The organism is Aquimarina sp. BL5 (assembly GCF_003443675.1).
Classification (GTDB): Bacteria; Bacteroidota; Bacteroidia; order Flavobacteriales; family Flavobacteriaceae; genus Aquimarina.
Map to the genome: position 1 here is coordinate 1834905 of NZ_CP031963.1, position 21711 is coordinate 1856615.

Genomic DNA, 21711 nt, shown 5'->3' on the forward strand with positions numbered 1-21711 from the left:
TTTTACAAGAAAGGGATTTATATAGGTTTTTCTTAGGGTATTCTGGATACGATATTAATGGATCTTATGAGTAAATTGAAAACTCTTTAGATGAATTAGAAAATGAGAGTTAATAATCGTGTGGTACAAATAATGAACATTACATAAGGTTTCTAAAAAACATCATCATCGATATATGGCACATCCTAAAATAACACAAACAAGAACCTTTACGGATGAATTCGAAGAAATACTGGCGTTATCATCGGATCAGGTTCGGGATATTGATGAATTAGATTATCAATTATTAAAAGAGAATATGTTTAGCAGCGATCCTAATTATGATGAAAAGAAAGCAAGGTTTAAACATCTACGATCTATAGCACGAACGCTAAACAACATTCAAATAACCAAGCTAAAATCAATCATAAAAAATCAAAAGAAAAAACAAGCTACTTATAATTTCGAAACTATCAAATCAGAGCGTTTACAGAAGAAGTATAAGCACTTAAATTTTTCTGAAGACAGATATCTACAGTTCAGAACCAAGCTAGATGAAATAGAAAATCTTTCTAGAAAAATGTTTAACGAATCCTTAAAAAATCATAAACTTAGAAAACCACATCACAAAAGGTTTATCGAAGCTGCCAACATAATTTTAAAAGATTTTCTTACACCTCAGGAGCTTACAAGTTTTCACAAAATTGAAAAAGATGAATACCAATTCACTGTAAACACCAGAAGTGAAGTAATCAAACACTCCTACTCGACGTTACATTTAAACGAGAAACAGGCCACACAAATATTTCATTATGAAGAGGATGAACCCGCTACAGATGAGCAAGGTGCATATTATAGCGAATTGGAAAAACTTGAGCTTACTAAACAATTTATGAAATCTATTCTTAATAAAGAGCAATTTATATCCTATATCCCTATTTGGAATCAAAGAAAAGATGACACTGAAAAAGTGATCATCAGTAACAATGAACGTAAACTACAAGAAATAAACAGATTACAGAATAGAAAAGAATTCTTACTAAGTACTTATTTACCCATACTATGTCAATGGAGATCAGAGATAGAATCATTTTTAGATATCGATCTAAAACAACATATAGCTGTTTGGAGAACTGAATATCAGGAAAAAATATTAACCTTGTTTGATAAGCATAAAAAAGAAGCTAGCAGACACTATAAAAATCTATACCCTAATTATATCCTACATCTCGAAATAGAATTACAAATAAGAGCACTCCTACCCGATGCCAACTATCTGGAAGAAACCAAGAAAACATTTTCTCATATCACACCAGAATTAAGAAACATAATTTTAAAATCCACAGAAGCTGTTAAAAACATTAATCACAAGCTGAATCAGTTCGAAATTGACAATTACGAAAACACTGGAGGCACATATGGTGGGTGGGTTTCGGTCATTAGAAATCCTAACAATGAAAAATCGGAGAACATCTTGATCCTATCAACATTACTTTTGGAGCCTTTATTAGAAAAGAACATTAAGGTACTAGAAAAATTTCAAGTATCATGATAAGAAAGTTCTATAATCACAAAAACTCACAAGCGACTTGATATCAAAATAATGACTATTTTTAGATATAAATAAAGCTGCACAATTCCTTAACGTTTTAAGCATCTGTTATTTCTAATATCGAACGATTTAAACCTATACCCTATGAATGATTTACAAATTGCAAAAAAAGTAACTCTTGCACACATTTCATCCATTGCAGAAAAATTTGGTGTCGATCCCGATCAAATAGAAATGTATGGCAAATACAAAGCTAAATTACCCTTGCATGCCATCAATAAAGAAAATGCTCAGAAAAGCAACCTAGTATTGGTTTCGGCCATATCGCCTACTCCTGCAGGTGAAGGAAAAACAACGATGTCTATTGGTTTATCCGAAGGATTGAATCGATTAGATAAAAAAACAACGGTAGTATTAAGAGAACCTTCTTTAGGACCTGTTTTTGGAATTAAAGGCGGTGCCACAGGTGGCGGTTATTCGCAGGTATTACCAATGGAAGATATCAATCTACACTTTACGGGAGATTTTGCCGCTATAGAAAAAGCGCATAATCTGCTGGCTGCTATCATAGATAATAATATCCAAAGTAAAACCAATACGCTACTGTTAGATCCAAGAACCATTAGCTGGAAACGTGTCGTTGATCTAAATGATCGTGCATTACGCCGTGTCATTGTTGGATTAGGCGGAACCACATCAGGAGTACCAAGAGAAACTGGTTTTGACATTACTGCTGCTTCAGAAATTATGGCAATTCTTTGTTTGGCAGAAAATCTTAGTGATCTCAAAAAACGTTTAGGTAATATTTTTATAGGATATACATATGATAAAAAACCTATATATGCTAAAGATCTAAAAGCTGAAGGCGCTATGACAGCATTGCTCAAAGACGCCATAAAACCAAACCTAGTACAAACGATAGAAGGAAATCCGGCGATCATTCACGGCGGGCCCTTTGCTAATATCGCTCAAGGAACAAATACTGCCATAGCTACTCTGATGGGAATGTCATACTCAGAATATACAGTTACCGAAGCTGGTTTTGGATTTGATTTGGGCGCCGAAAAATTCTTTGATATTAAATGTCAAAGCGCAGGACTCAAACCGAAAGTTGTAGTACTAACTGCTACCATACGCGCTCTAAAATATCATGGAGGTGCAGATCTAAAATCCTTGACCAATCCAGATATAGAAGCATTGCAAAAAGGCTTACCAAACTTAGAAAAACATCTGGAAAACATTACTAAGTTTCAAGTCAAGCCGGTTATTGCCATTAATAAATTCACATCGGATAGTGATGCAGAAATAGATATGATCAAAGATTTCGCAGCTTCTAAAGGTGTTAGAGTCGCACTCGCAGATGTTTGGGCAAAAGGTGGAGAAGGTGCAATTGAATTAGCCCAATGTGTAATCGACATCGTAGCGTCAGATACCTCGGATTTTAAACCATTGTACAAATGGGAATCTAAAGTAACGGATAAAATAGAAACTATTGCAACAGAAATTTATGGTGCTAAACACGTTGATTACACCTCTAAAGCAAAAGCTCATTTGAAAAAAATCACCAATCTAGGCCTAGATCATTTACCTGTCTGTATTGCAAAAACGCAAAAATCATTATCTGATAATCCTAAATTACTTGGTAGACCAAAAGATTTTATACTTACTGTAAGAGAAATTGAAATAGCAGCAGGAGCTGGTTTTCTGATTCCGATAACGGGTGATATTATGAGAATGCCTGGATTACCTGCACATCCTGCATCAGAAGGAATAGATGTCAATGATGATGGAGAAATAACAGGATTGTTTTAAGGCTTTATAAACCAAATTGTTGTACATCGTGATTTTTTTAAAGAACATATTCAAATCCCTCAATACAAAAATTAAATCTTATAATTTGTTTTGTGAGATTGGGGATTCTGAAATTCACGAAAGTACAATATTCATATCCAACTATCCTTTTGAACCATCCATAGCCTATCCAGAAAAGTTGATTAAAGCAACCGAAATTGATACTATCTGCATTGATTTTGGGGCTTCAAAAATTAAAATAAAAGATGATATCATTTTCGTATCTGCAGAGAAAAAAGACCAATTAAAAATGTTTGCGGAAAGAAATAACATTCCGCTAATACCATATAGTTGGAATTGGGATTGGATTTTAGAACCTTATCTTGATACAGAATTTACCGAAGAGAACAATAAACAGGTTACTGCCAGGCTTCTGGAAAATGGTTTCAGCAAAACTGAAATTGATACTATAAGAAAGGAAGTTGGAAAACAGATGTACAAATATAATTTTGATACTATGCTTTGGGATTGGTGCAGTTTATCCTTGTTTGATGTGTTATCTGCAATGCGCGCAAAATATGCCAAAGAAAAATTTCGAGAATTTTATAAAACAGCAATAGAAATAGAAAAACGTGAAAAATAAAATTAGTTATCTTTCAAAATAAACTTCTATATCAATATCCGATAAAGATAACCTGACAATTTTTAAGGATGAAAATTAAAACTTTATTCCTTACGTAGGATATCCTGTATAATTTTTAAATGATGTCTTGTATGTATTTTTAGAAACCGTTTAGCTTGTTTTTTGTTTAATTGACCAAAAACAGGATGAATAAAATTCACATTTTCGTCTAAACTTTCTAAATCTAAAAGATTTTCTCTTGCAATTTCTAATTGAGATAGTATGTCTTCCGTTTTTATATCATTTGGAGGCAACACAGACCCTGGAGATTTCCCTATTCCTCTAGGTATATAACCAAATGTATACGAGAAGTTACGAGCTAGGCTGAAACGTTTTTCATATACACTAGGATCAGAACTCTTGAGCACATCATGTATCTTATTAATAACTTTTAGACTATGATCCAGATGCCAAGCAATTGGAACTTTAGAAACCTTAGTATTTACTTGGTCTTTAAACTGAATCAGATATGCGATATCATACAATTGGCTATCCATAAACCCTTTCTTACCTTCATTATTATCTCCTTGTCCATACCCCCAGAAAGCCAAGTTGCAATAACACAGAACGCTAATAATGCATTCTCATTGTGTTCACACTGAATTATTTATGTTAAAATTCAAATCGATACCCAAAATCTGGAAAGAATCCTATCTGATTTACTTCATCTACGTTATTTGTCAATCTATTATACCGTCTTGCAAAAAGATTCTCATTGGCCGTTACATTCTGTAAATCGACATAAAACTGATGTGATCGTTTCTTTTTACGACTATTGATCTTATAACCAAACTTAACGTCCCATCTAAAATATCCATCGTTCTGTTCACTAAAAGCTATATCTTCTTGTAACACTTCAAAACCAGCAGCTTGTGATGCAGCTAAATCTACTGGTGTAAAATATCTTCCTCCAGAAAAAGTAAGCCTGGTATCAAAAAACAATACATCCTTTTTGGTTTTTCCCATAGCGAACTCTTTTCCTGCCAATAGATTAACCACATAGCCATTATTAAAAGGAGTATTGCGTTCCACACCATCACTACCTTCATATTTACTTTCGAACAAGGAAGTAGTCAATAATCCGTAATATCCTTTACTAAAAAATCGTTCTAACGTAAATTCAATTCCTTTATTAAATCCTGTCCCTTCATTCACCAATGAAACTCTATCATTATCAAACCCAAAATCCGCACCTTCGGTTAAGGATGAATAACCAGAAGGAAATGATTCTACAGCTGCATTGTCAATATCCTGATAATATACTTCTACCTTACCTCTCCAGCTGCTACTTAGCTTTACATCATATCCTAGCACAAAATGATTACTTCTTACAAAATCAAGATTTTTATTGGTTTGTACCAACGCTCCGTTCACTTCTTCATTTAAGAATAAAAGGGGTAATGGAACTGGTTGATGGTGCAAACCATACCCAAAGCTTAGGCCATGGTTTTGGGATATTTTGTAATTGAGCCCAGCTCTTGGTTCTATTACAAATTGTTCATTAAGCGAACTATATTGACCATGAACTCCTGCATTCAATGTTAATTTTTCGGTTAACCTAAACTGCCCTTGAATATACGGCTGAACAATAGTCAGACTTTCATCAATATCTCTAAACGTAAATAGATCAGGATCCCCATCATTATTAAGATCTGGTTGTTCTGTTCTATCATTCAATAATGATACTACTCCAATATTCTCTAATAGCACTCCAGTTCTTATCGTACTTCGACTGCTTAATTTTGCATTATAGAGCGTAGAAAATGTATATCTATTTTCGGTATTATCAGCCTCAGTATATTGTATAGTACGTTCTTGTGGAGTGTCTTTATCTATAAAGCGATCCACTAGAAAATCATTTCCTGTAAATGATCCAGATACAATAGTTCTTAGATATGATTTATCGGTGATATTAATTCTGTGTTTAAGACCAATTACACCAAATCTAGATTCTACAAAAGTATTTTCATCTTCTGCAGCAAAAAGATCATCTTCATCAATATCATCTCCCAGAAAATCGATATCAGAAAAACCTATAATTCCAAACAAAGAAAAATTACCTAGTTTACTTTTTCCTAAATCAAGATTAAAAGAAACATCGCTATAATTAGGAGCTGCCGAAGTCCCTCCTGCTCCAACACCCAACAAACCAACTAATGAATATCTTCCTGCTACCAGAAATGATCCGTTATTTTTACCAACTGGCCCTTCTGCCATTGCTTCAATTCCCGTAAAAATTCCAACTTGCGCAGTATATTCATAATCGTCTTTATTTCCTTTTCTAAAACCAAGATCAAAAACTCCTCCGATTGCGTTTCCATATTCTGAAGGGAAAGCAGAAGTAATAAAATCAGAATTCTTTAGTAGATTAGGGTTTAATGCAGAAACCGGTCCTCCTGTGGTTCCCAGAGTGCTATAATGATTGGGACTAGGAATCGGAACACCTTCTAACCTCCATAACAAACCAGTTGGAGAGTTACCTCTAATTACCACATCATTTCTACTGTCATCCGGAGCAGATACACCCGCGAAATTAGCTGCTAAACGACCTACATCACTCCTACCTCCTGAGAAACGAGTTACTTCTTCCAAACTAAATTGCCTGGCGGATACTGATGTTAATTTATTTATAGCCCGTGCTTTATTAGTTTCTGAAGTTATGATCACTTCATCTAATCGATCAAAAGCTTCATTCAATGCTACATTAACAATAGCGTCTTTACCAGAGGTCACTACAATATTTGGCAATGTAATAGATTCAAAACCAATATAACTTACTCTAATTATTTGTCTTCCTAAGGGTACTTTTTCTAAGGTAAAATAACCATCAATATCTGTAATGACACCATTGGTCTCATTCGTTTTTAACAATTCTACAGTGGCTCCAACTAGTGGAGTTTCGGATTGTTTATCCATTACTAGTCCTTTAATAGTTCCGGTTTGCGCATGAACTATACTAAGACATAAAAGTGCAAATAAGAGAGCATATCTTTTCATATTGTTGTTGATTTTACTCAAATCTGCCAACTTGATACCAATTCAGCAAATCAGAATAGTGGAACTGTTAATTTTGCTTTTGAAGTGTTCAAAACTACTATTGAGTCTTTTTTAGTTCTCTATTAACAAGGATTTTCAAGAGAAATGGTTTTTATTACAATTCAGCTTCTATTTTGACAATTGAAGGAAATACAAAATGTAAATTGATTTGTAGTTCTGTATCTTTAACAATACTATTTAGATTATCTATGCTAAAAAAAGCTACCATAAAAAAATTCGGAATACGTATTCTAATTATTAACGTAGTGTATTTGTTGATAAAACTTACCATTGTTCATGATAAGGATGATACTCCTTTTGATGCAACCGGTATTTTTTATTACTGTAGTGCTTTTTTTCTGTTTATGTTAGCCTGGGAAAGTAATGATTGGTTGGTAAGAAGACAACAATTAAAAATAGGCGGTGGACTCGACCTAACGGGAGGAGTTAAGGTCTTACTGATTAACTTAGCGATCTGCCTTCCAGTTTCTGCTTTAGTTTATTACCTCGCCATATTCCAATTTGATCAACTCTGCAAGATTGATGTGGATAACCCTTGGTTACGTTTTAGAATTGATTTTTTTAGAGCGGCAATTCTTGGTTTTGCCTTAATAATCTTCAATTTATTTTATCATGCGCTTCAACAAAAAAAGGAGATGGAGAATAAGATGAATGATTTGCAAAAAGAAATAATGACTTCTAAGTACAAATCATTAAAAAATCAAATAAGCCCGCATTTCTTATTCAATAGTTTAAATACATTAACTTCTCTTATGTATGAAGATAGAGACCTTGCCTCAGATTTTGTTTCCAGATTAGCTACCTGTTATCGATATATCCTAGATAATCGTGAAGAAGATTTGGTGAGTTTAGAAAAAGAAACAAACTTTCTTGATTCTTTTATTTTTATGATGAATATCCGGCATGAAGGAGCATTGAGTATTCATACTCATATTTCTATAAACCCAAAAGATTTTGTGATCCCAACCCTTTCATTACAGATGTTAGTAGAAAATGCTTTAAAACATAATTACTACTCTAAAGAAAAGCCTCTAGAAATCAATATTATTTCAATACAGAAAAATAGTCTTGTTGTTCAGAATAATTTGCACGTAAGAAAGCAAAAAGAAGAATCCACTAAACTTGGACTTAAAAATATAGAAAGGAGGTATTCTTTTTATACCAATCAAAAAGTGGTTATAGAAACCGAAAACGGGTATTTTAAAGTAACAATTCCGTTACTTCCAAAGAATATAAAAGAAATTGCAATCGTAAAAGTATCCTAAAATGACAGCAGTAATTGTAGAAGATGAAAATTTCGCCTCTAAACGACTAGCAACGCTTATTGAGGAACTTGCTCCGGAAATAAGGATAACTGGACAGATTACCTCTGTAGAAAACGGTCGTCAATGGTTTGATAACAATCCAAAACCTGATTTAATATTTCTTGATATTCAGCTTAATGATGGTTATGGATTTGATATTCTGGATATGATGGAAGATCATCCCCCGGTTATCTTCACAACGGCTTATAATGAATATGCTATTAGAGGGTTCAAATATAATGGATTAGATTATTTGTTAAAACCCATTGATAAAGGTGATCTTAAAAATGCATTGAATAAATACAGAAAAACACAGGTACACTCTGATGCAATTTTTGATGACCAAAAACTAGAAAAAATAAAAAATCTATTCTCTAAAGAATACAAAAAAAGGTTCATGATTAAGGTCGGTAATCAGTTTACCACCTTTAATGTAGAAGACATAGCTTATTTCAAATCAAACGAAGGATTGATTTTTTTACATGCTCATACAGGACAGCAATACCCAATAGAATATTCTATTGATCAATTAGAAGACATTCTGGACCCTGTTCATTTTTTCAGGATTAATAGAAAGTTTATGGTATGCGTAAAGTCAGTTGTAGAAATTCATAGTTATTTTAATAGTAGGCTATTACTTAAACTAAAACCTCAGGAGGAAGAACAAATTATAGTATCTCGTGAAAGAACCTCTAACTTCAAAAAATGGTTGGATCTATAACATCATAAAAAATCATCACATACTATGGAAAATAAAAAAGTACTATTAACCGGAGTAACTGGTTTTCTAGGCTCTCATACTGCTATTCAATTACTTAATAAAGGATATGAAGTTATAGGAACCTTGAGAAATATGAAAAGAGCCAATGAGATCAAGCAAGTCATCGCAAAAAACACTTCTAATATTGACAGACTGGATTTAGCTGAAGCTAATTTAATGGATGAAAACATATGGAGTGATCTAGCAAGCGAAGTTCAGAATATAATACATATTGCTTCCCCTTTTCCTCGGGAATTACCTAAAAATGAGAATGATCTTATTATCCCTGCTAAAACCGGCACCCTAAATATACTAAAAGCAGCCTCTATACACGGACTTAGAAGAGTTGTTCTCACTTCCTCTTCTGGGGCTATTGTTTATGGAAAGGAAAAATCAAAACGAAAAGGTATTTTTGATGAGAATGATTGGACAGATATTACAAATATTAAAGATTCTACTCCTTATTTCAGAAGTAAAACAATCGCAGAAAAAGCTGCCTGGGATTTTATAGAAAATGACAAAAGCGGATTAGAATTAACAACTATTTGTCCTGGAGCTATTTTGGGACCAATACTGGAAAAAGATTTTGGCACCTCCGCCAATATTGTTATCAAAGCTATGGATGGCAGTTCTCCTGCGATTCCAAAGATTGGTTTTGATATGGTAGATGTCAGATCAGTAGCCGATTTACACATCAGAGCTATGGAAGTTCCTGAAGCAGCTGGAGAGCGGTTTGTTGGCTCTGCCGGATTTTTGACCTTTGAAGAAGTAGCATCAATAATACGTAAAAAATATCCAAATAAGAAAGTTCCTAAATTTTCCTTGCCAAATTTTGCGGTACGATTATTTTCCAATCTTGATAAAACCATAAAACCTATACTAATTGATCTAGGTGCAGAAAGAAGAGTTAACAATAATAAAGCAATAAAACTCTTGGATTGGCAACCTATTTCTACGAAAGAAGCGGTGTTAGCTTGCGCTGAAAGTGCCATAAAATTAAGTTTAGTGTAAGCATATGAAAAAAATAACTAAAGGAGTATTGGTAGTACTGAGTATTTTATCGGCTTGTACCCTTTCATTTACTTTTTTATTGATCGAAAATTTGGGTTACTCAACTCTAAAAGCCACGAACTTCTTGCAGATAACTTATGGAATATAGCATTCTATAGTCATATAATTTTAGGTGGTATTGCATTATTAATCGATTGGGTGCAATTTAGTCGCACTATCCGTTCTAATGGATTAGGTTTGCATAAGTTTCTTGGTGAAGTCTATATCATTGCTGTTTTGATTAGCGGAACTTCAGGTGTTTAGATAGCATACTTTGCAACTGGAGGTATTATAGTTTCACTAGGTTTTACAAGCTTGGGCATTGTTTGATTGTATACTACTTTTGCCGCTTACCTATGCATCTGGAATGGAAAATATATAAACACCAAATACTAATGTATTATAGTTATGCCGCCTGTTTTGCTGCAGTTACTTTAAGGATTTTGTTACCTATTCTTTCTGCTTCATTTGGGGATTTTATAATTGCCTAAAGAATTGTCGCCTGATTATGTTGGGTGCCTAATCTTCTCGCAGCTTATTACCTCATAATCACTATAAAATTAGATACAGTAATATCAGTTAATACGGAATCATAGTTAAATAACTGCCATATATTTTCATGTTCTTTTTTATTTTTGTAGGATTTTTTATACAAAAAATAAGGGGAAAATCTCACAAATTTATATCATGTAGATGTATACAACGTTACGATTAATTTCTTATTTTTGTGATCTACACAATTCATCCTGATCATTACTTAAGACAGTATTCTCAATTTGATCTAGATTCATCTCATTTAATTAGGGCTTAAAATTTATAATAAAGCTGGTATATTATTACTAGCGATAAGTATAAACAATATAAAGTACGCCCTAAATGAAACTAATTTTACTATCAATATTTACTAGTGTATTTGCCATAGGCGCTCCAAAAACAAGGTCAGAAGGTAGCGTAGATGGAATTTTTATCACCTCTACTGACCCTATATCAGGTAGAACCTTAATGATTGAAGAAGATGAATACTCTATATGGGTATATGTCTTGAACCCTGATAAACAAGGAATTGATTTTGATGGTTTTCTTTGTTCTGTAGTCGATCCAGAATCTATTACAATTAGCCCAAAAGAAGCTACAAAAAATGGAAACGCACCTCCTCTAACTACTAATTTTGCAAATAAATATAGTTATATTAAAAATCTTAAATCAAAAGATATAAAAGTCTACTGGAAACAAAATAGAATAGAGATAAAACTAAAAAAAGAGACGTATCTTATTATGGATTTAGATTCTAAAACTAGCTATTCTAAAGCACTTTCTACAGATTGTTATTACGGAAATAAATTATAATTATTTTTCATCCGAAGTATCATCATCTCTTTTTTTCGATTTTAAACGTTTAGCATCTTTAAGACTTTTATGAATCATCCATTCTAATTGTCCGTTAACGCTACGAAACTCATCATCTGCCCATTTTTCGATTAACTTAAAAGTTTCTGGGGATATTCTAAGGACAAATGATTTTTTCTTACTCATAAATTATGAATGTAATGTTCCTGTATTAATAACAGGAGTAGCCTCCTTATCACCACACAATACTACCATTAAATTGCTTACCATAGATGCTTTCTTATCATCATCAAAATCAATAATTTTATCTTCAGATAACTGAATCAAAGCATCCTCTACCATTCCAACTGCTCCTTCTACTATCTTTTTACGCGCAGCAACTATAGCTACGGCTTGCTGTCTCTTTAACATTGAACTGGCTATTTCCGGAGCATAAGCTAAATATCCAATTCTAGCTTCCATAACCTCTATTCCAGCCATCAATAATCGTTCAGTAATTTCATTTTCCAAAGCCTCATTCACTTCATCCATACCAGATAGTAGTGTGACTTCAACTTCCCCTTCAGCAAAGTTATCATAGGGATAAGAACCTGCTAATTTTCTAACTGCGGCATCTGTTTGGACTCTTACAAAATCTTCATAATGATCCACGTCGAATGCTGCTTTATACGTATCACTTACTTTCCACACCAAAATTACATTAATCAAAATCGGATTACCAATTTTATCATTCACTTTTACTCGCTCACTATAAAAGTTCCTTGCTCTTAATGAAATTCTTTGTTTTGTGTAAAAGGGATTAGCCCAAAAGAATCCGTTTTCCTTAACAGTTCCTTTATAAGCTCCAAAAAGGACCATTACCTTCGAGCTATTTGGATTTACTATAAAGAAACCTTTAATAAGTAAAATTATAGCAAATATAGAAATCAAAAATAAAGGATTCTTACTAATCGCAAAACCAAAAATTGTACCTCCTATTACCAATAACAATATAAGAATCATTAAATAACCATTACTTGCTTTTAAACTTTTCTCTTTTTTCATAATAATATCATTTTGATATCACAATAATACAAAAAAAATTCACATTTTAATAATTTAAAGAAAATTAAAGCCACAACTATCTACGAGTAACATTCTTTAAAACATAAAAACGCCCTCCATTTCTGGAAGGCGTTTTCGCAACATTAACTAACTAAAAATCAACTTATGAAATCTCTATCAATCTCTTAGGTTGCACCTTTGCTTCTTCTTTTTTAGGAAGTTTTACTGATAAAATTCCATTATCATAAGAAGCTAAAATATCAACAATATCTACAGTATCCGGTAAGGTAAATGAACGCTTAAATGCACTGTAGCCAAATTCTTTTCTAGTGTAATTATCTTTTTCTTCAGTAGTTTCTTTTTTAACTTCAGAAGAAATCGTTAATACCTCATTATCTAATTCTATATTAAAATCTTTTTTGACTAATCCCGGAGCGGCTAGCTCGATTACAAAATCATTGTCAGATTCTTTTACATTTACAGCAGGTGTATTAAAACCAATTTTTTGTCCATTACTAGTTCCGCCGAACCAATCTGTATTAAGAATATCATCAAGAATAAATGGTAATCTGTCTGTTCTTTTTACTAAACTCATTGTATTATATTTTTTAAGTTATTCTATATTTTAAATTCAATGAGTATATAGCAATTAGAATTCCATTGTTATTTTTAAGACATTTTGTCACTTTAACACAACAAGATAATGACATTATGGCGTATTTTTAATGTATTTAATGACAAAAACACATAAAATACTAAACCCTCAAGCTTCACTTGAGGGTTTAGTATTTAGATTATCAAAAAATATTTATAGGGCTAGTTATAAAATCTAGTAAAAATTGTAATCAATTCCTTTGGTGGAATCACCTTATTAGGGTAGTTATGCATTTCTTTTAAAACAGTATCTATAGCCTCAGATCGCAATCCCATATGCAATCCCATTTCTCTAATCTTATGGATTTCTGTTTGAGTTGTTTCCTGATCTACATTCATCAACAAAACCAATCTATGAAATTGCAGTATTCTTTGTGATTCTGGCTGAAGATTTTTCTTTTCTGCATTGTTACGTACTAAATAACCAATTTCTTCTTCTGTTATTCCTAACTGTGATGCTACCGCTAAAATAAAATTATACTCCTCATCTTTTATTTTCTTATCAGCCTTTGCGAATTCTATCATTTCTGACAATAAGCTTAATTTCTCTTCCTTACTATACATTACAAAATTTTAAGTACACAAATATCTTATAAACATATTTCTTATGGAACATAATCAATATTTTTTTCTTACGAACTCATTTAAAAAAGTACCTTTGCGCTATGGGATTAACTAACAACGATATTTTTAAGAAATTACGAGTGGCTCACAAATTACGTGATGATGATATTGTAAAAATCTGCTCGTTGGTAGATTTTAAGGTCACCAAAAGTGAACTTGGAGCTATTTTCAGAAACGAAAATCATCCTAAATACATGGAATGTGGCGATCAAATCCTACGTAATTTCTTAAATGGACTTGTAATCCATCTTAGAGGACCTATGCCTGCAAAAAAAGATAATCCACCAGGAAATAAGAAAGTATAAGATATCATCTTCAAAAATAAATGCTTAATTTGGATGAGGCTATAACGTAGTATCTCAACTAACAACCAATTAAGTATTCATGCTCACAAAACAGGAAAAACAAATATTCCGAGAAGAACTATTTAGGCATTTAGACGGAATTGCAGTCGCACCGGTAGCATATTCTTTATTCAAAACGAAGGTTACTGATTATATAATCCTGCATAAAACCATAACTATATCAGAAATTGCTAAAGAATTTCAAGGAAATGAAGGATATCTGAATGTAGGGTTACGAATGTTATCCTCACAAGGATGGCTAGACTATAATATTAAAAAAAACACTCCTATTGTTTCCGTAAACCAACACACAGGAATAGCTTTTGATCATTTTCATTTGTATGAAGGTGTTGTTGATCTTCTTGAATATTCTGGTAAATTCCACAGGAGAAAATTCGAATTAGAACCGTTTCAAAAGTTAGAAAAACTATTTAAATTCTATCAGAATAGATTAGAGCTACCTGTTCCTGAAGATCAACTGACACACACTATACAAAATCAAATCCTTAAACACGTAGAAGGTATTCTGGTAGGACCTACGATAGTACACCTTGGAATGGGTGGAATGTTCCATAAATATTTTATGGAAGCATCTTTTAGCGCAGATGAGTATCATCGCTTTCCAGAGAGTTTCGACACTATACTCTCCTTCTTAAGTTATTTAGGATGGTTCCATAAAAACAAAGAAAACTACACATTCACCAATAAAGGACTATTTTTTGCTAAAAGAGCGACTGCATATGGAGTGACAGTGTCTTATATCCCTATGTTTAGGCAAATAGACGATTTATTATTTGGCAACCCCAAAGTTTTATGGAATCCTGCTCTTCATACTAATGAAATCCACGTAGATCGCGAAATGAACGTTTGGGGAAGTGGTGGCGCTCATACCACTTACTTCAAAAAAATTGACGAGATTATCATCAGCTTATTCAACAAACCATTAGACGAACAACCTAAAGGCATATTAGATATGGGATGTGGAAATGGTGCTTTTTTGATCCATCTTTTTGAGATTATAGCATCTAAAACATTAAGAGGAAAACATCTGGATGATTATCCTTTATTTTTGGTTGGCGCTGATTATAATAAAGCAGCTCTTAAAGTTACCAGAGCTAACTTGATTCAAGCAGACATCTGGGCTAAAGTAATCTGGGGTGATATTAGTGATCCTGATCTCCTAGAAAAAGATTTAAAAGAAAACTATAAAATTGAACTAAAAGATCTGTTATCGGTAAGAACTTTTCTGGACCATAATAGAATCTGGAGCGAGCCTATAGCAACATTAAATGCACCAAGCAACTCCACGGGAGCATTTGCCTTTAGAGGAAAGTTATTACATAATGATGACGTAGAACGCAACCTGAAAGATCATTTTAAAAAGTGGGCTCCGCATATCTCTAAATTTGGATTGATTGTTATAGAACTGCATACTATCCCACCTGCTATTGCTGCTAAAAACATAGGCAATACCGCTGCCACTGCTTATGATGCGACTCACGGGTTTTCTGACCAATATATTTTGGAAATAGACTCTTTTATTAAAATTATTAAAGAAGTGGGACTAGAAAGTAACCCTGATTATTTTTCTAAATTCCCTAATTCTGATTTAGCAACCGTTAGTATAAATTATATCAAAGGGAAATAATGTAAAACTAATTTAAAAAGCGATAGGATTCGATAAATTTGACTAGTTCTAAATATCGATACAGATTATTCTATTGATTTATACTTATAAAATGAATAAAAATTAGACATTATTACATAAGCTAGATATGTTTAATAACAGATTAACGAACTGAAAATTATTAGTTTTCTAGCCAAATAAAAAATACTTTTATTAGTCTCCTAAACTTAAAGGATAAAAAAAGACAAAATATATTTAATTAGAAAAGTACTACGCAGCCTGCTCGAAAGCTATATAATTAACAAGCCTACCACGCTTATCACGAACAGGGAAGCCCTTGATATGACATAAATAAGTAGATTTATCTTTTTTATAATTGACAATGGAAACCTCAAAAGGTTCTTGTTTTTGTATAGCCATTCTTATAACATTAGATATTTTAGGATCAGTTTCTTCACCCTGAAACATTTTAGGAGAGTTACCTATAACTTCATCAGAAGTATATCCACTCATTTTTTCTATGTTATGAGTCGCATATACTATTTCGAGATCAGGATTGGTTACAACTATGACTGATTGTTTATTCACCAACTCATTATGATAAACATTTTCAAAATCCCACTTTTTGGTAATTTTACTCAAAGAATCAAGGTCTTTCTTAAAACTATTAAAAAACCAGTTATGTTCTCCATAAAACTCCCAAGAAGATAGTGGCAAAATAAGTGCTGAATTAGCACCATAATATTCTGCCATCATGATGTCATAACCCTCAAACTCTTTCATAATGTGTATTTTGAACAAATTTATAGATTAAAACTAAAACTATAGATTGAACAAAAGTTAATTATACAAGTAAACAAAAGTTAAATCTTATACAAACTACCATTTAAATTGCAAAGTAGCATACCATGTTAAAGGATCCGAAGGAATAATTCCTGGTCCCGGATATCCTGTTGCTCTTTGTGTAAAATAACTTTCATCCAAAAGATTATTTATTCCAGTTTCTAATTTAAACTTTTTATAGGTATACGATAGCGATAGATCTAAAATTGAATAGGACGGTATTTCTCCTATAATACCATTTCTATTATCCCCATCTAATGCCACAGCAGCATTAGAAACATCCGTAAATTGCTCAGCAAGATATGTATACTGTACGTTTGCCAGGAAGTTCTTATAACCAAATTTCAGACCAGCTTTCAAGTTAACTTCTGGTATAAACTCCACTTTGTTCCCTTCAATTCCAGAAAGATCAGACGACGTATACTCTGAAGTAGTAAAGGAAGTATTAGCAAACAAGTTTAATCTATAGTTTTCATTATCTCCTGAGAAAGTATTCAAAACATTCCAATCCACAAAACTCTCCACTCCATATATAAATGCATCTCCTATGTTTCCTCTTACTCGTTCAGCCCTATCATTAAATACAATACCAATTCTATCATCATACACTAATCCAAAAACACTGATATCATAAGATAACATATTGTTTAACCTACCACGTATTCCGATATCCGCAGTAAACCCCTCTTCGTCTGCTATATCTGGATCAACTCTAAACGTTGGACTCACAACTCTAATATCACTAAAAGTGATAGATCTATAATTCTGTGAAACATTAGCGTACGCTTCTAAAGAGTTGCTAATTTTATAACTCGATCCAATTCCGAAAAGGAAAAAAGATCGATCTAATTCCCTATTATCTGTCTCTATACTATTTGCTATAGGATTGCCTGCATTATCAAATACTACATCATTAAAAGTCCCTTCACTTTCTGTCTTAATATATTCAAATCTAAATCCAGGAGTAACCGAAAACCTATCAGATAATTTAAATATGTTCTCTCCAAAAACAGCTAGGTTAACATTAGGAAAATCAAAAGAAGACTGATTCGGATAATCAGGAAAAGCTTCATCTTGAAAATTAAAATCTGGTCCTGACCCGATACCTCCCGACCCTTGTCTTGAATCATTAGAAGCTTTATAATATTTCGATCCAATAAGAAAAACCGACTCTTCATCCAATAATTGATATCTAGTTAGTAGCCTTGCTTCTGCTCCCCAGTTCCTAAAATTATCAACAATAAGATCCCTAGAATTTACAAAATCACCAGATCCATCAATTTCATCTACATCTGTAATAGGATTCGTATTTAAACTTCCTGGAACTCCTCTAAAACCAACCGCAGATCTCGAAGCATCTAATCCGAATAAATTAAGACTAAAATCAGTCTTATCAGAAAATTCGTGCTCTAGTTTCAACGAAAACAATTTCCAATTTACATCAAACCAATTTCTGGTTCTATTACTAAATGTAGGATCTATATTAAATTGCGTATCTGTTAAACCTCCTGGTTGTTTTGCCAAATAATCTAAATATGTAAACTCTCCAATCAACTTTGTTTTATCCGACAACTGATATCCTAAATGGAAATAAGCGTTCTTAGAATCAAATTCAGAATTAGCTCTAAACCCATCCCCTTTTTTATAATTAAAAAAGGTATAATAACTAAACTTTCCGATAGTACCTCCTAAACTATTGAAACTGGTAAAAAGATTATAGGAGCCTAATGTTTGACGAGAAACCAATTCTATTTTTTTATTCGGATTTGGCCTCTTCATTTTAAAGTTTAACAACCCTCCGAATTGTGTTCCATATTGCAAAGAAGCTGCTCCACGAACTACCTGTATTTCTTCAATCGCTTCTGCGGGTGGTGTATAATAACTTTCTGGATATCCTAACACATCAGCACTGATATCATAACCATTCTGACGCGTATTAAAATTTGCAGTACGATTCGGATCCAATCCTCTCCCTCCAATATTAAGCTGTAATCCTCCACTACTATTTTCATAAATGTTTAACCCAGCTACTTGTGCATAAATCTGTCTTGCATTATTAGATGCTAAATTACCCTGAACATTACTCAACAAAACTACTTCACTTTTCTTTCCTGCATAAATTGCCGTTCCTTCTACGGGTTTTAATTGTTTCAATCCAAACACCTTTTCTCTCCGCTGAGTAACAATTACCTCCGACAGTTCTTCTCCTAAAAGGTTTAGAACCAACTTTATCTCAGTATCCTTACTAATAGTAATCTCTTGTTCTAAAATCTCATAATCAAAACTGAAAACTGAAAGAAAGTATGATCCTTCTGATAACTCCGTAAACTCAAAACTTCCGTCTACTTTTGTTATTGTTTGCTCTCCAGTAGTTCTATTATAAACCTCTGCGCCTTGAACGGGTTGATCACTTTGGTTTTTTACAACTCCATTAATCGTATACTGCGCTGAAACGACAGTAGTTATCAATAAAAAAAAGATAACTACATTACAATCCCTTAATCTCATCCTTAAATGGAATAATCCACGTTTTATGTTTAAATGACTCTTTTTGCTTTCCCAGATCCACATTAGGATCTATATATTTGCTACTTAATCTCCCATTAAGCGCTACATGACTTTCTACAAATACTTGTATGTTTTTATGCCCTTGATTTTCGAAATGTGATTTAAGATAATGTGCATACTCCAATATAAAATCAGGCTGCGTAGCCATTTGTTTTTGTTGAAAAGGAGTTAGAAAATCATCATTATCCACATAAAATCTCTTTCCGGTTTCTGCATCTACAATCTTAAAATTGGCGTATCCAGCCTTTTCCATTAACATTACTCGCCAAGAAAAACGGTAGCCCTCTTCTGTCCAAAACAACTCCCCAGGGTATAACATATATCGAAACGGCAAAAATACTTGAATTACAAAAAACAATCCCAATACTGATGCCATAATTTTGGCTCTACTTTGCAGAAAAACCAATACTCTATTTGTATCAAAACTTGCTTTATTTATGTTACATATTTTAGAAATTAATTGTAGTATTTTATGATGAACACTGCTATCAAAAAATATCAAAGCTCCAACAATCATGATATAAGGAAACATACCTATCGGAAAAAGTACTCTTGTTAAAACATGGAACAAAACTACCATTGCAAAACCAAAAACTCTAGTTCTTTTACACAACAATAAAAACGGAATCGTTAAGTCATAAATAGCACCTGTATAACTAAAAGTATAATGCACCCATTCTTGTTGCATTAAATCTCCTATTAGTGGTATATCATATTTGGAAGGCAACCAAATTTTTAAAGGCATCGCTTTTAGCAACCAATCAGAATTTAACTTTGCCAAACCTGCATAGAAATAAACAATTCCTAATAATAATTTAACTGCATCAATTGTCCAGCTTGGCACTTTCTGAAAAGACATTCTCTTTATCTTAGCATCTAATGAATAATAAGCATTAGCTGGTAAAAAAATAAATAAAAAACTCAGAATACTAATAAAATAATAATGATTGAGATATGTAGTTTTATCCATTAATTCTATATACGTAAAGCTTAGAAAAAATGTTATAATGGCTATTCTGTATTTAAATCCAATAGCCACAAATACTGAAGAAATACCACATAAAGCAAAAATTAAATAGGTATAAACACCAATAGGTTTAATAAAATCAAAACCATAATATGAAAAGAAAAAAGTAGGTTTAATATATAATTTATCTATCCACCCATAACTCCAAAAACGAATAATACTAATCAACATCATTAAACCAAAAAAAATACGAAAGACTGCAAGTGGTGCAGCCTCCGTATTCTTTTTAAAATATTCCTTTAAATGATGATTCATATAATGCTGAAAATAAATTTAATCTCCATCTGCATCGACAAAATCAACATTCACCGATATAGCCTGAAGCATGTCTACCTTCAGAAAAACTACATTTTTTTGAAGTTCATCATAAGTATTCAGCATTAAGTTATTGTTAGTTCGAACCTGTACAGAAAAATCATCGTTTAAGTTACCTGCTGTGGTTCTTGCCGTATTAAATTGACTATTAATTAAGGTACTTAAATCTTCTCCATCCTTAATAGTATTAAGAAAATCAAGATATGTCTTTAAACTTTCACCAGTAGCATTGCTGCTGAAATGTTTCCCATTAAAGAAATCTTGTAAAGCATCAAGATTAGCATTAAACAGTATTTTTGACACATCACCTTTATAGAACGCCTCTACTTTATCATCTAAAGTAGTTCCGGAAAACACACCTGCAGGAATACCTATCTTACCCGCTCGTAAATGTTTCTCGTAATGAAAGATAAAATCATTTACTAATTTATCTAATGAACTCGTTACCGAAGAACCACTATTATTCACAAAAGAATCTCTATAACCTCCTGTCCAATCATTCAACACCCCTAATGTTAAATCGTCCATTCTGGTAACAAGATCTGTTAGATAAGTTCCATAGGCATCACCATTGGTAGCATCTGTATAAAAACCAACAATAGTGGCATCAGAATCAGATAAACCATTAATTAGATAGTCTAATGCTCCAAAACCTTGCTCATCTTGCTGAGAAACTGAAGTAAGATCATAAGTCCCTGAAGAAATATTGGTTTCTATATTGGCAGCATTAACAGGATAAACATTCATGAAATTTCTAAAAGATATATCCTCAGCTTTACCTATTTCAAACATACTAACAGACTGCCAAGACACAAATGCTGTTAACCAAGCTTGTCTTAAAGAAACTAAATTCGCTTCATCAGTAGTAGTAACAAAATCAGAAGTAGCCGTTTTTAAAGCAGCCATATCCATTGAAAAATTTTGATATGCTGGAATAACAATATTGTCAGCAATATTTTCAAGCATCGCTTTTCTATCAAAATTATCAGTTGTCCCTCCACCGTCATCATTTGATGAACAGGCAGCTACAACAAGAACCAAAATAATTACTGTTAAAAACCCAAACTTCCTCATCTTATTTTTATTTATTCTTAATAAAGTTTTGCAAATGTAAAAAAAGAGGTGGAAACCTTATAACTTACC

At 32.6% G+C, this 21711-nt stretch carries 20 protein-coding genes; 10 read left to right on the forward strand and 10 right to left on the reverse strand.

Annotated elements, in window-relative coordinates:
- Nucleotides 1-175 precede the first annotated feature (175 nt).
- The 3 genes from D1818_RS07880 (at nucleotide 176) to D1818_RS07890 (ending at nucleotide 3965) form a co-directional block, all read left to right on the forward strand.
- Nucleotides 176-1531, forward strand: a complete 1356-nt coding sequence (locus tag D1818_RS07880) for a hypothetical protein (RefSeq protein WP_118457714.1) — start codon at nucleotides 176-178, stop codon at nucleotides 1529-1531.
- A gap of 144 nt (nucleotides 1532-1675) precedes the next feature.
- The gene (locus D1818_RS07885) at nucleotides 1676-3343 is read left to right on the forward strand and encodes a formate--tetrahydrofolate ligase (RefSeq protein ID WP_118457716.1); all 1668 of its coding nucleotides are present in this window, start codon (nucleotides 1676-1678) and stop codon (nucleotides 3341-3343) included.
- A gap of 85 nt (nucleotides 3344-3428) precedes the next feature.
- On the forward strand, nucleotides 3429-3965 hold the full coding sequence (locus tag D1818_RS07890) for a hypothetical protein (RefSeq protein ID WP_118457719.1): 537 nt from the start codon (nucleotides 3429-3431) through the stop codon (nucleotides 3963-3965).
- A gap of 83 nt (nucleotides 3966-4048) precedes the next feature.
- Here the strand turns inward: D1818_RS07890 and D1818_RS07895 are convergent, their stop codons facing one another.
- Together D1818_RS07895 and D1818_RS07900 are read right to left on the reverse strand one after the other, a co-directional pair.
- Nucleotides 4049-4555 (reverse strand): DUF1569 domain-containing protein, encoded by a 507-nt coding sequence (locus D1818_RS07895; protein ID WP_118457721.1) that lies wholly within the window; start codon nucleotides 4553-4555, stop codon nucleotides 4049-4051.
- A 61-nt stretch (nucleotides 4556-4616) separates the two neighbouring features.
- Complete coding sequence (locus tag D1818_RS07900; RefSeq protein ID WP_118457724.1) at nucleotides 4617-7001, reverse strand: TonB-dependent receptor; 2385 nt, start codon at nucleotides 6999-7001, stop codon at nucleotides 4617-4619.
- A gap of 248 nt (nucleotides 7002-7249) precedes the next feature.
- Between D1818_RS07900 and D1818_RS07905 the strand changes: the two genes are divergently transcribed.
- The 5 genes from D1818_RS07905 (at nucleotide 7250) to D1818_RS07925 (ending at nucleotide 11522) form a co-directional block, all read left to right on the forward strand.
- The gene (locus tag D1818_RS07905; RefSeq protein ID WP_118457726.1) at nucleotides 7250-8326 is read left to right on the forward strand and encodes a sensor histidine kinase; all 1077 of its coding nucleotides are present in this window, start codon (nucleotides 7250-7252) and stop codon (nucleotides 8324-8326) included.
- Between the two features lies 1 nt (nucleotide 8327).
- Nucleotides 8328-9086: a LytTR family DNA-binding domain-containing protein gene (locus D1818_RS07910; RefSeq protein WP_118457728.1), complete on the forward strand. Its 759-nt coding sequence runs from the start codon at nucleotides 8328-8330 to the stop codon at nucleotides 9084-9086.
- 24 nt (nucleotides 9087-9110) lie between these two features.
- Complete coding sequence (locus D1818_RS07915; RefSeq protein ID WP_118457730.1) at nucleotides 9111-10136, forward strand: aldehyde reductase; 1026 nt, start codon at nucleotides 9111-9113, stop codon at nucleotides 10134-10136.
- Nucleotides 10137-10190: 54 nt separating this feature from the next.
- On the forward strand, nucleotides 10191-10439 hold the full coding sequence (locus D1818_RS25705; protein WP_233558521.1) for a DUF2306 domain-containing protein: 249 nt from the start codon (nucleotides 10191-10193) through the stop codon (nucleotides 10437-10439).
- A 612-nt stretch (nucleotides 10440-11051) separates the two neighbouring features.
- Nucleotides 11052-11522, forward strand: coding sequence for a hypothetical protein (locus tag D1818_RS07925; protein ID WP_118457732.1), 471 nt, complete (start codon nucleotides 11052-11054; stop codon nucleotides 11520-11522).
- Here the strand turns inward: D1818_RS07925 and D1818_RS07930 are convergent, their stop codons facing one another.
- From D1818_RS07930 to D1818_RS07945, 4 genes are all read right to left on the reverse strand, one after another.
- Nucleotides 11523-11708 carry an Arc family DNA binding domain-containing protein gene (locus D1818_RS07930; RefSeq protein WP_118457734.1) on the reverse strand — a complete coding sequence of 62 codons (186 nt, stop codon included), beginning with the start codon at nucleotides 11706-11708 and terminating at the stop codon, nucleotides 11523-11525.
- A 3-nt stretch (nucleotides 11709-11711) separates the two neighbouring features.
- A complete protein-coding gene (locus tag D1818_RS07935) occupies nucleotides 11712-12566 on the reverse strand; it encodes an SPFH domain-containing protein (RefSeq protein WP_118457736.1) in 855 nt (284 codons plus the stop codon).
- A 163-nt stretch (nucleotides 12567-12729) separates the two neighbouring features.
- Entirely contained in the window at nucleotides 12730-13161 is a 432-nt protein-coding gene (locus D1818_RS07940; protein ID WP_118457738.1) for an Hsp20/alpha crystallin family protein, read from the reverse strand.
- Nucleotides 13162-13382: 221 nt separating this feature from the next.
- Nucleotides 13383-13784 carry a TerB family tellurite resistance protein gene (locus D1818_RS07945; protein WP_118457740.1) on the reverse strand — a complete coding sequence of 134 codons (402 nt, stop codon included), beginning with the start codon at nucleotides 13782-13784 and terminating at the stop codon, nucleotides 13383-13385.
- A 101-nt stretch (nucleotides 13785-13885) separates the two neighbouring features.
- Between D1818_RS07945 and D1818_RS07950 the strand changes: the two genes are divergently transcribed.
- Nucleotides 13886-14149 carry a DUF1456 family protein gene (locus D1818_RS07950; protein ID WP_118457742.1) on the forward strand — a complete coding sequence of 88 codons (264 nt, stop codon included), beginning with the start codon at nucleotides 13886-13888 and terminating at the stop codon, nucleotides 14147-14149.
- A 79-nt stretch (nucleotides 14150-14228) separates the two neighbouring features.
- Nucleotides 14229-15836 (forward strand): class I SAM-dependent methyltransferase, encoded by a 1608-nt coding sequence (locus D1818_RS07955; RefSeq protein WP_118457744.1) that lies wholly within the window; start codon nucleotides 14229-14231, stop codon nucleotides 15834-15836.
- Between the two features lie 249 nt (nucleotides 15837-16085).
- On the opposite strand, the gene D1818_RS07960 is transcribed toward D1818_RS07955, so the two are convergent.
- The 4 genes from D1818_RS07960 to D1818_RS07975 all read right to left on the reverse strand — a co-directional run bounded on the left by D1818_RS07960 (nucleotide 16086) and on the right by D1818_RS07975 (nucleotide 21642).
- The gene (locus D1818_RS07960) at nucleotides 16086-16598 is read right to left on the reverse strand and encodes a PAS domain-containing protein (RefSeq protein ID WP_118457747.1); all 513 of its coding nucleotides are present in this window, start codon (nucleotides 16596-16598) and stop codon (nucleotides 16086-16088) included.
- A 96-nt stretch (nucleotides 16599-16694) separates the two neighbouring features.
- Nucleotides 16695-19166, reverse strand: coding sequence for a TonB-dependent receptor domain-containing protein (locus D1818_RS07965; RefSeq protein ID WP_118457749.1), 2472 nt, complete (start codon nucleotides 19164-19166; stop codon nucleotides 16695-16697).
- Complete coding sequence (locus tag D1818_RS07970) at nucleotides 19147-20508, reverse strand: HTTM domain-containing protein (protein WP_118457751.1); 1362 nt, start codon at nucleotides 20506-20508, stop codon at nucleotides 19147-19149. Before D1818_RS07970 ends, D1818_RS07965 begins: the two co-directional genes overlap by 20 nt.
- 18 nt (nucleotides 20509-20526) lie before the next feature.
- Entirely contained in the window at nucleotides 20527-21642 is a 1116-nt protein-coding gene (locus D1818_RS07975) for an imelysin family protein (protein WP_118457753.1), read from the reverse strand.
- Nucleotides 21643-21711 lie beyond the last annotated feature (69 nt).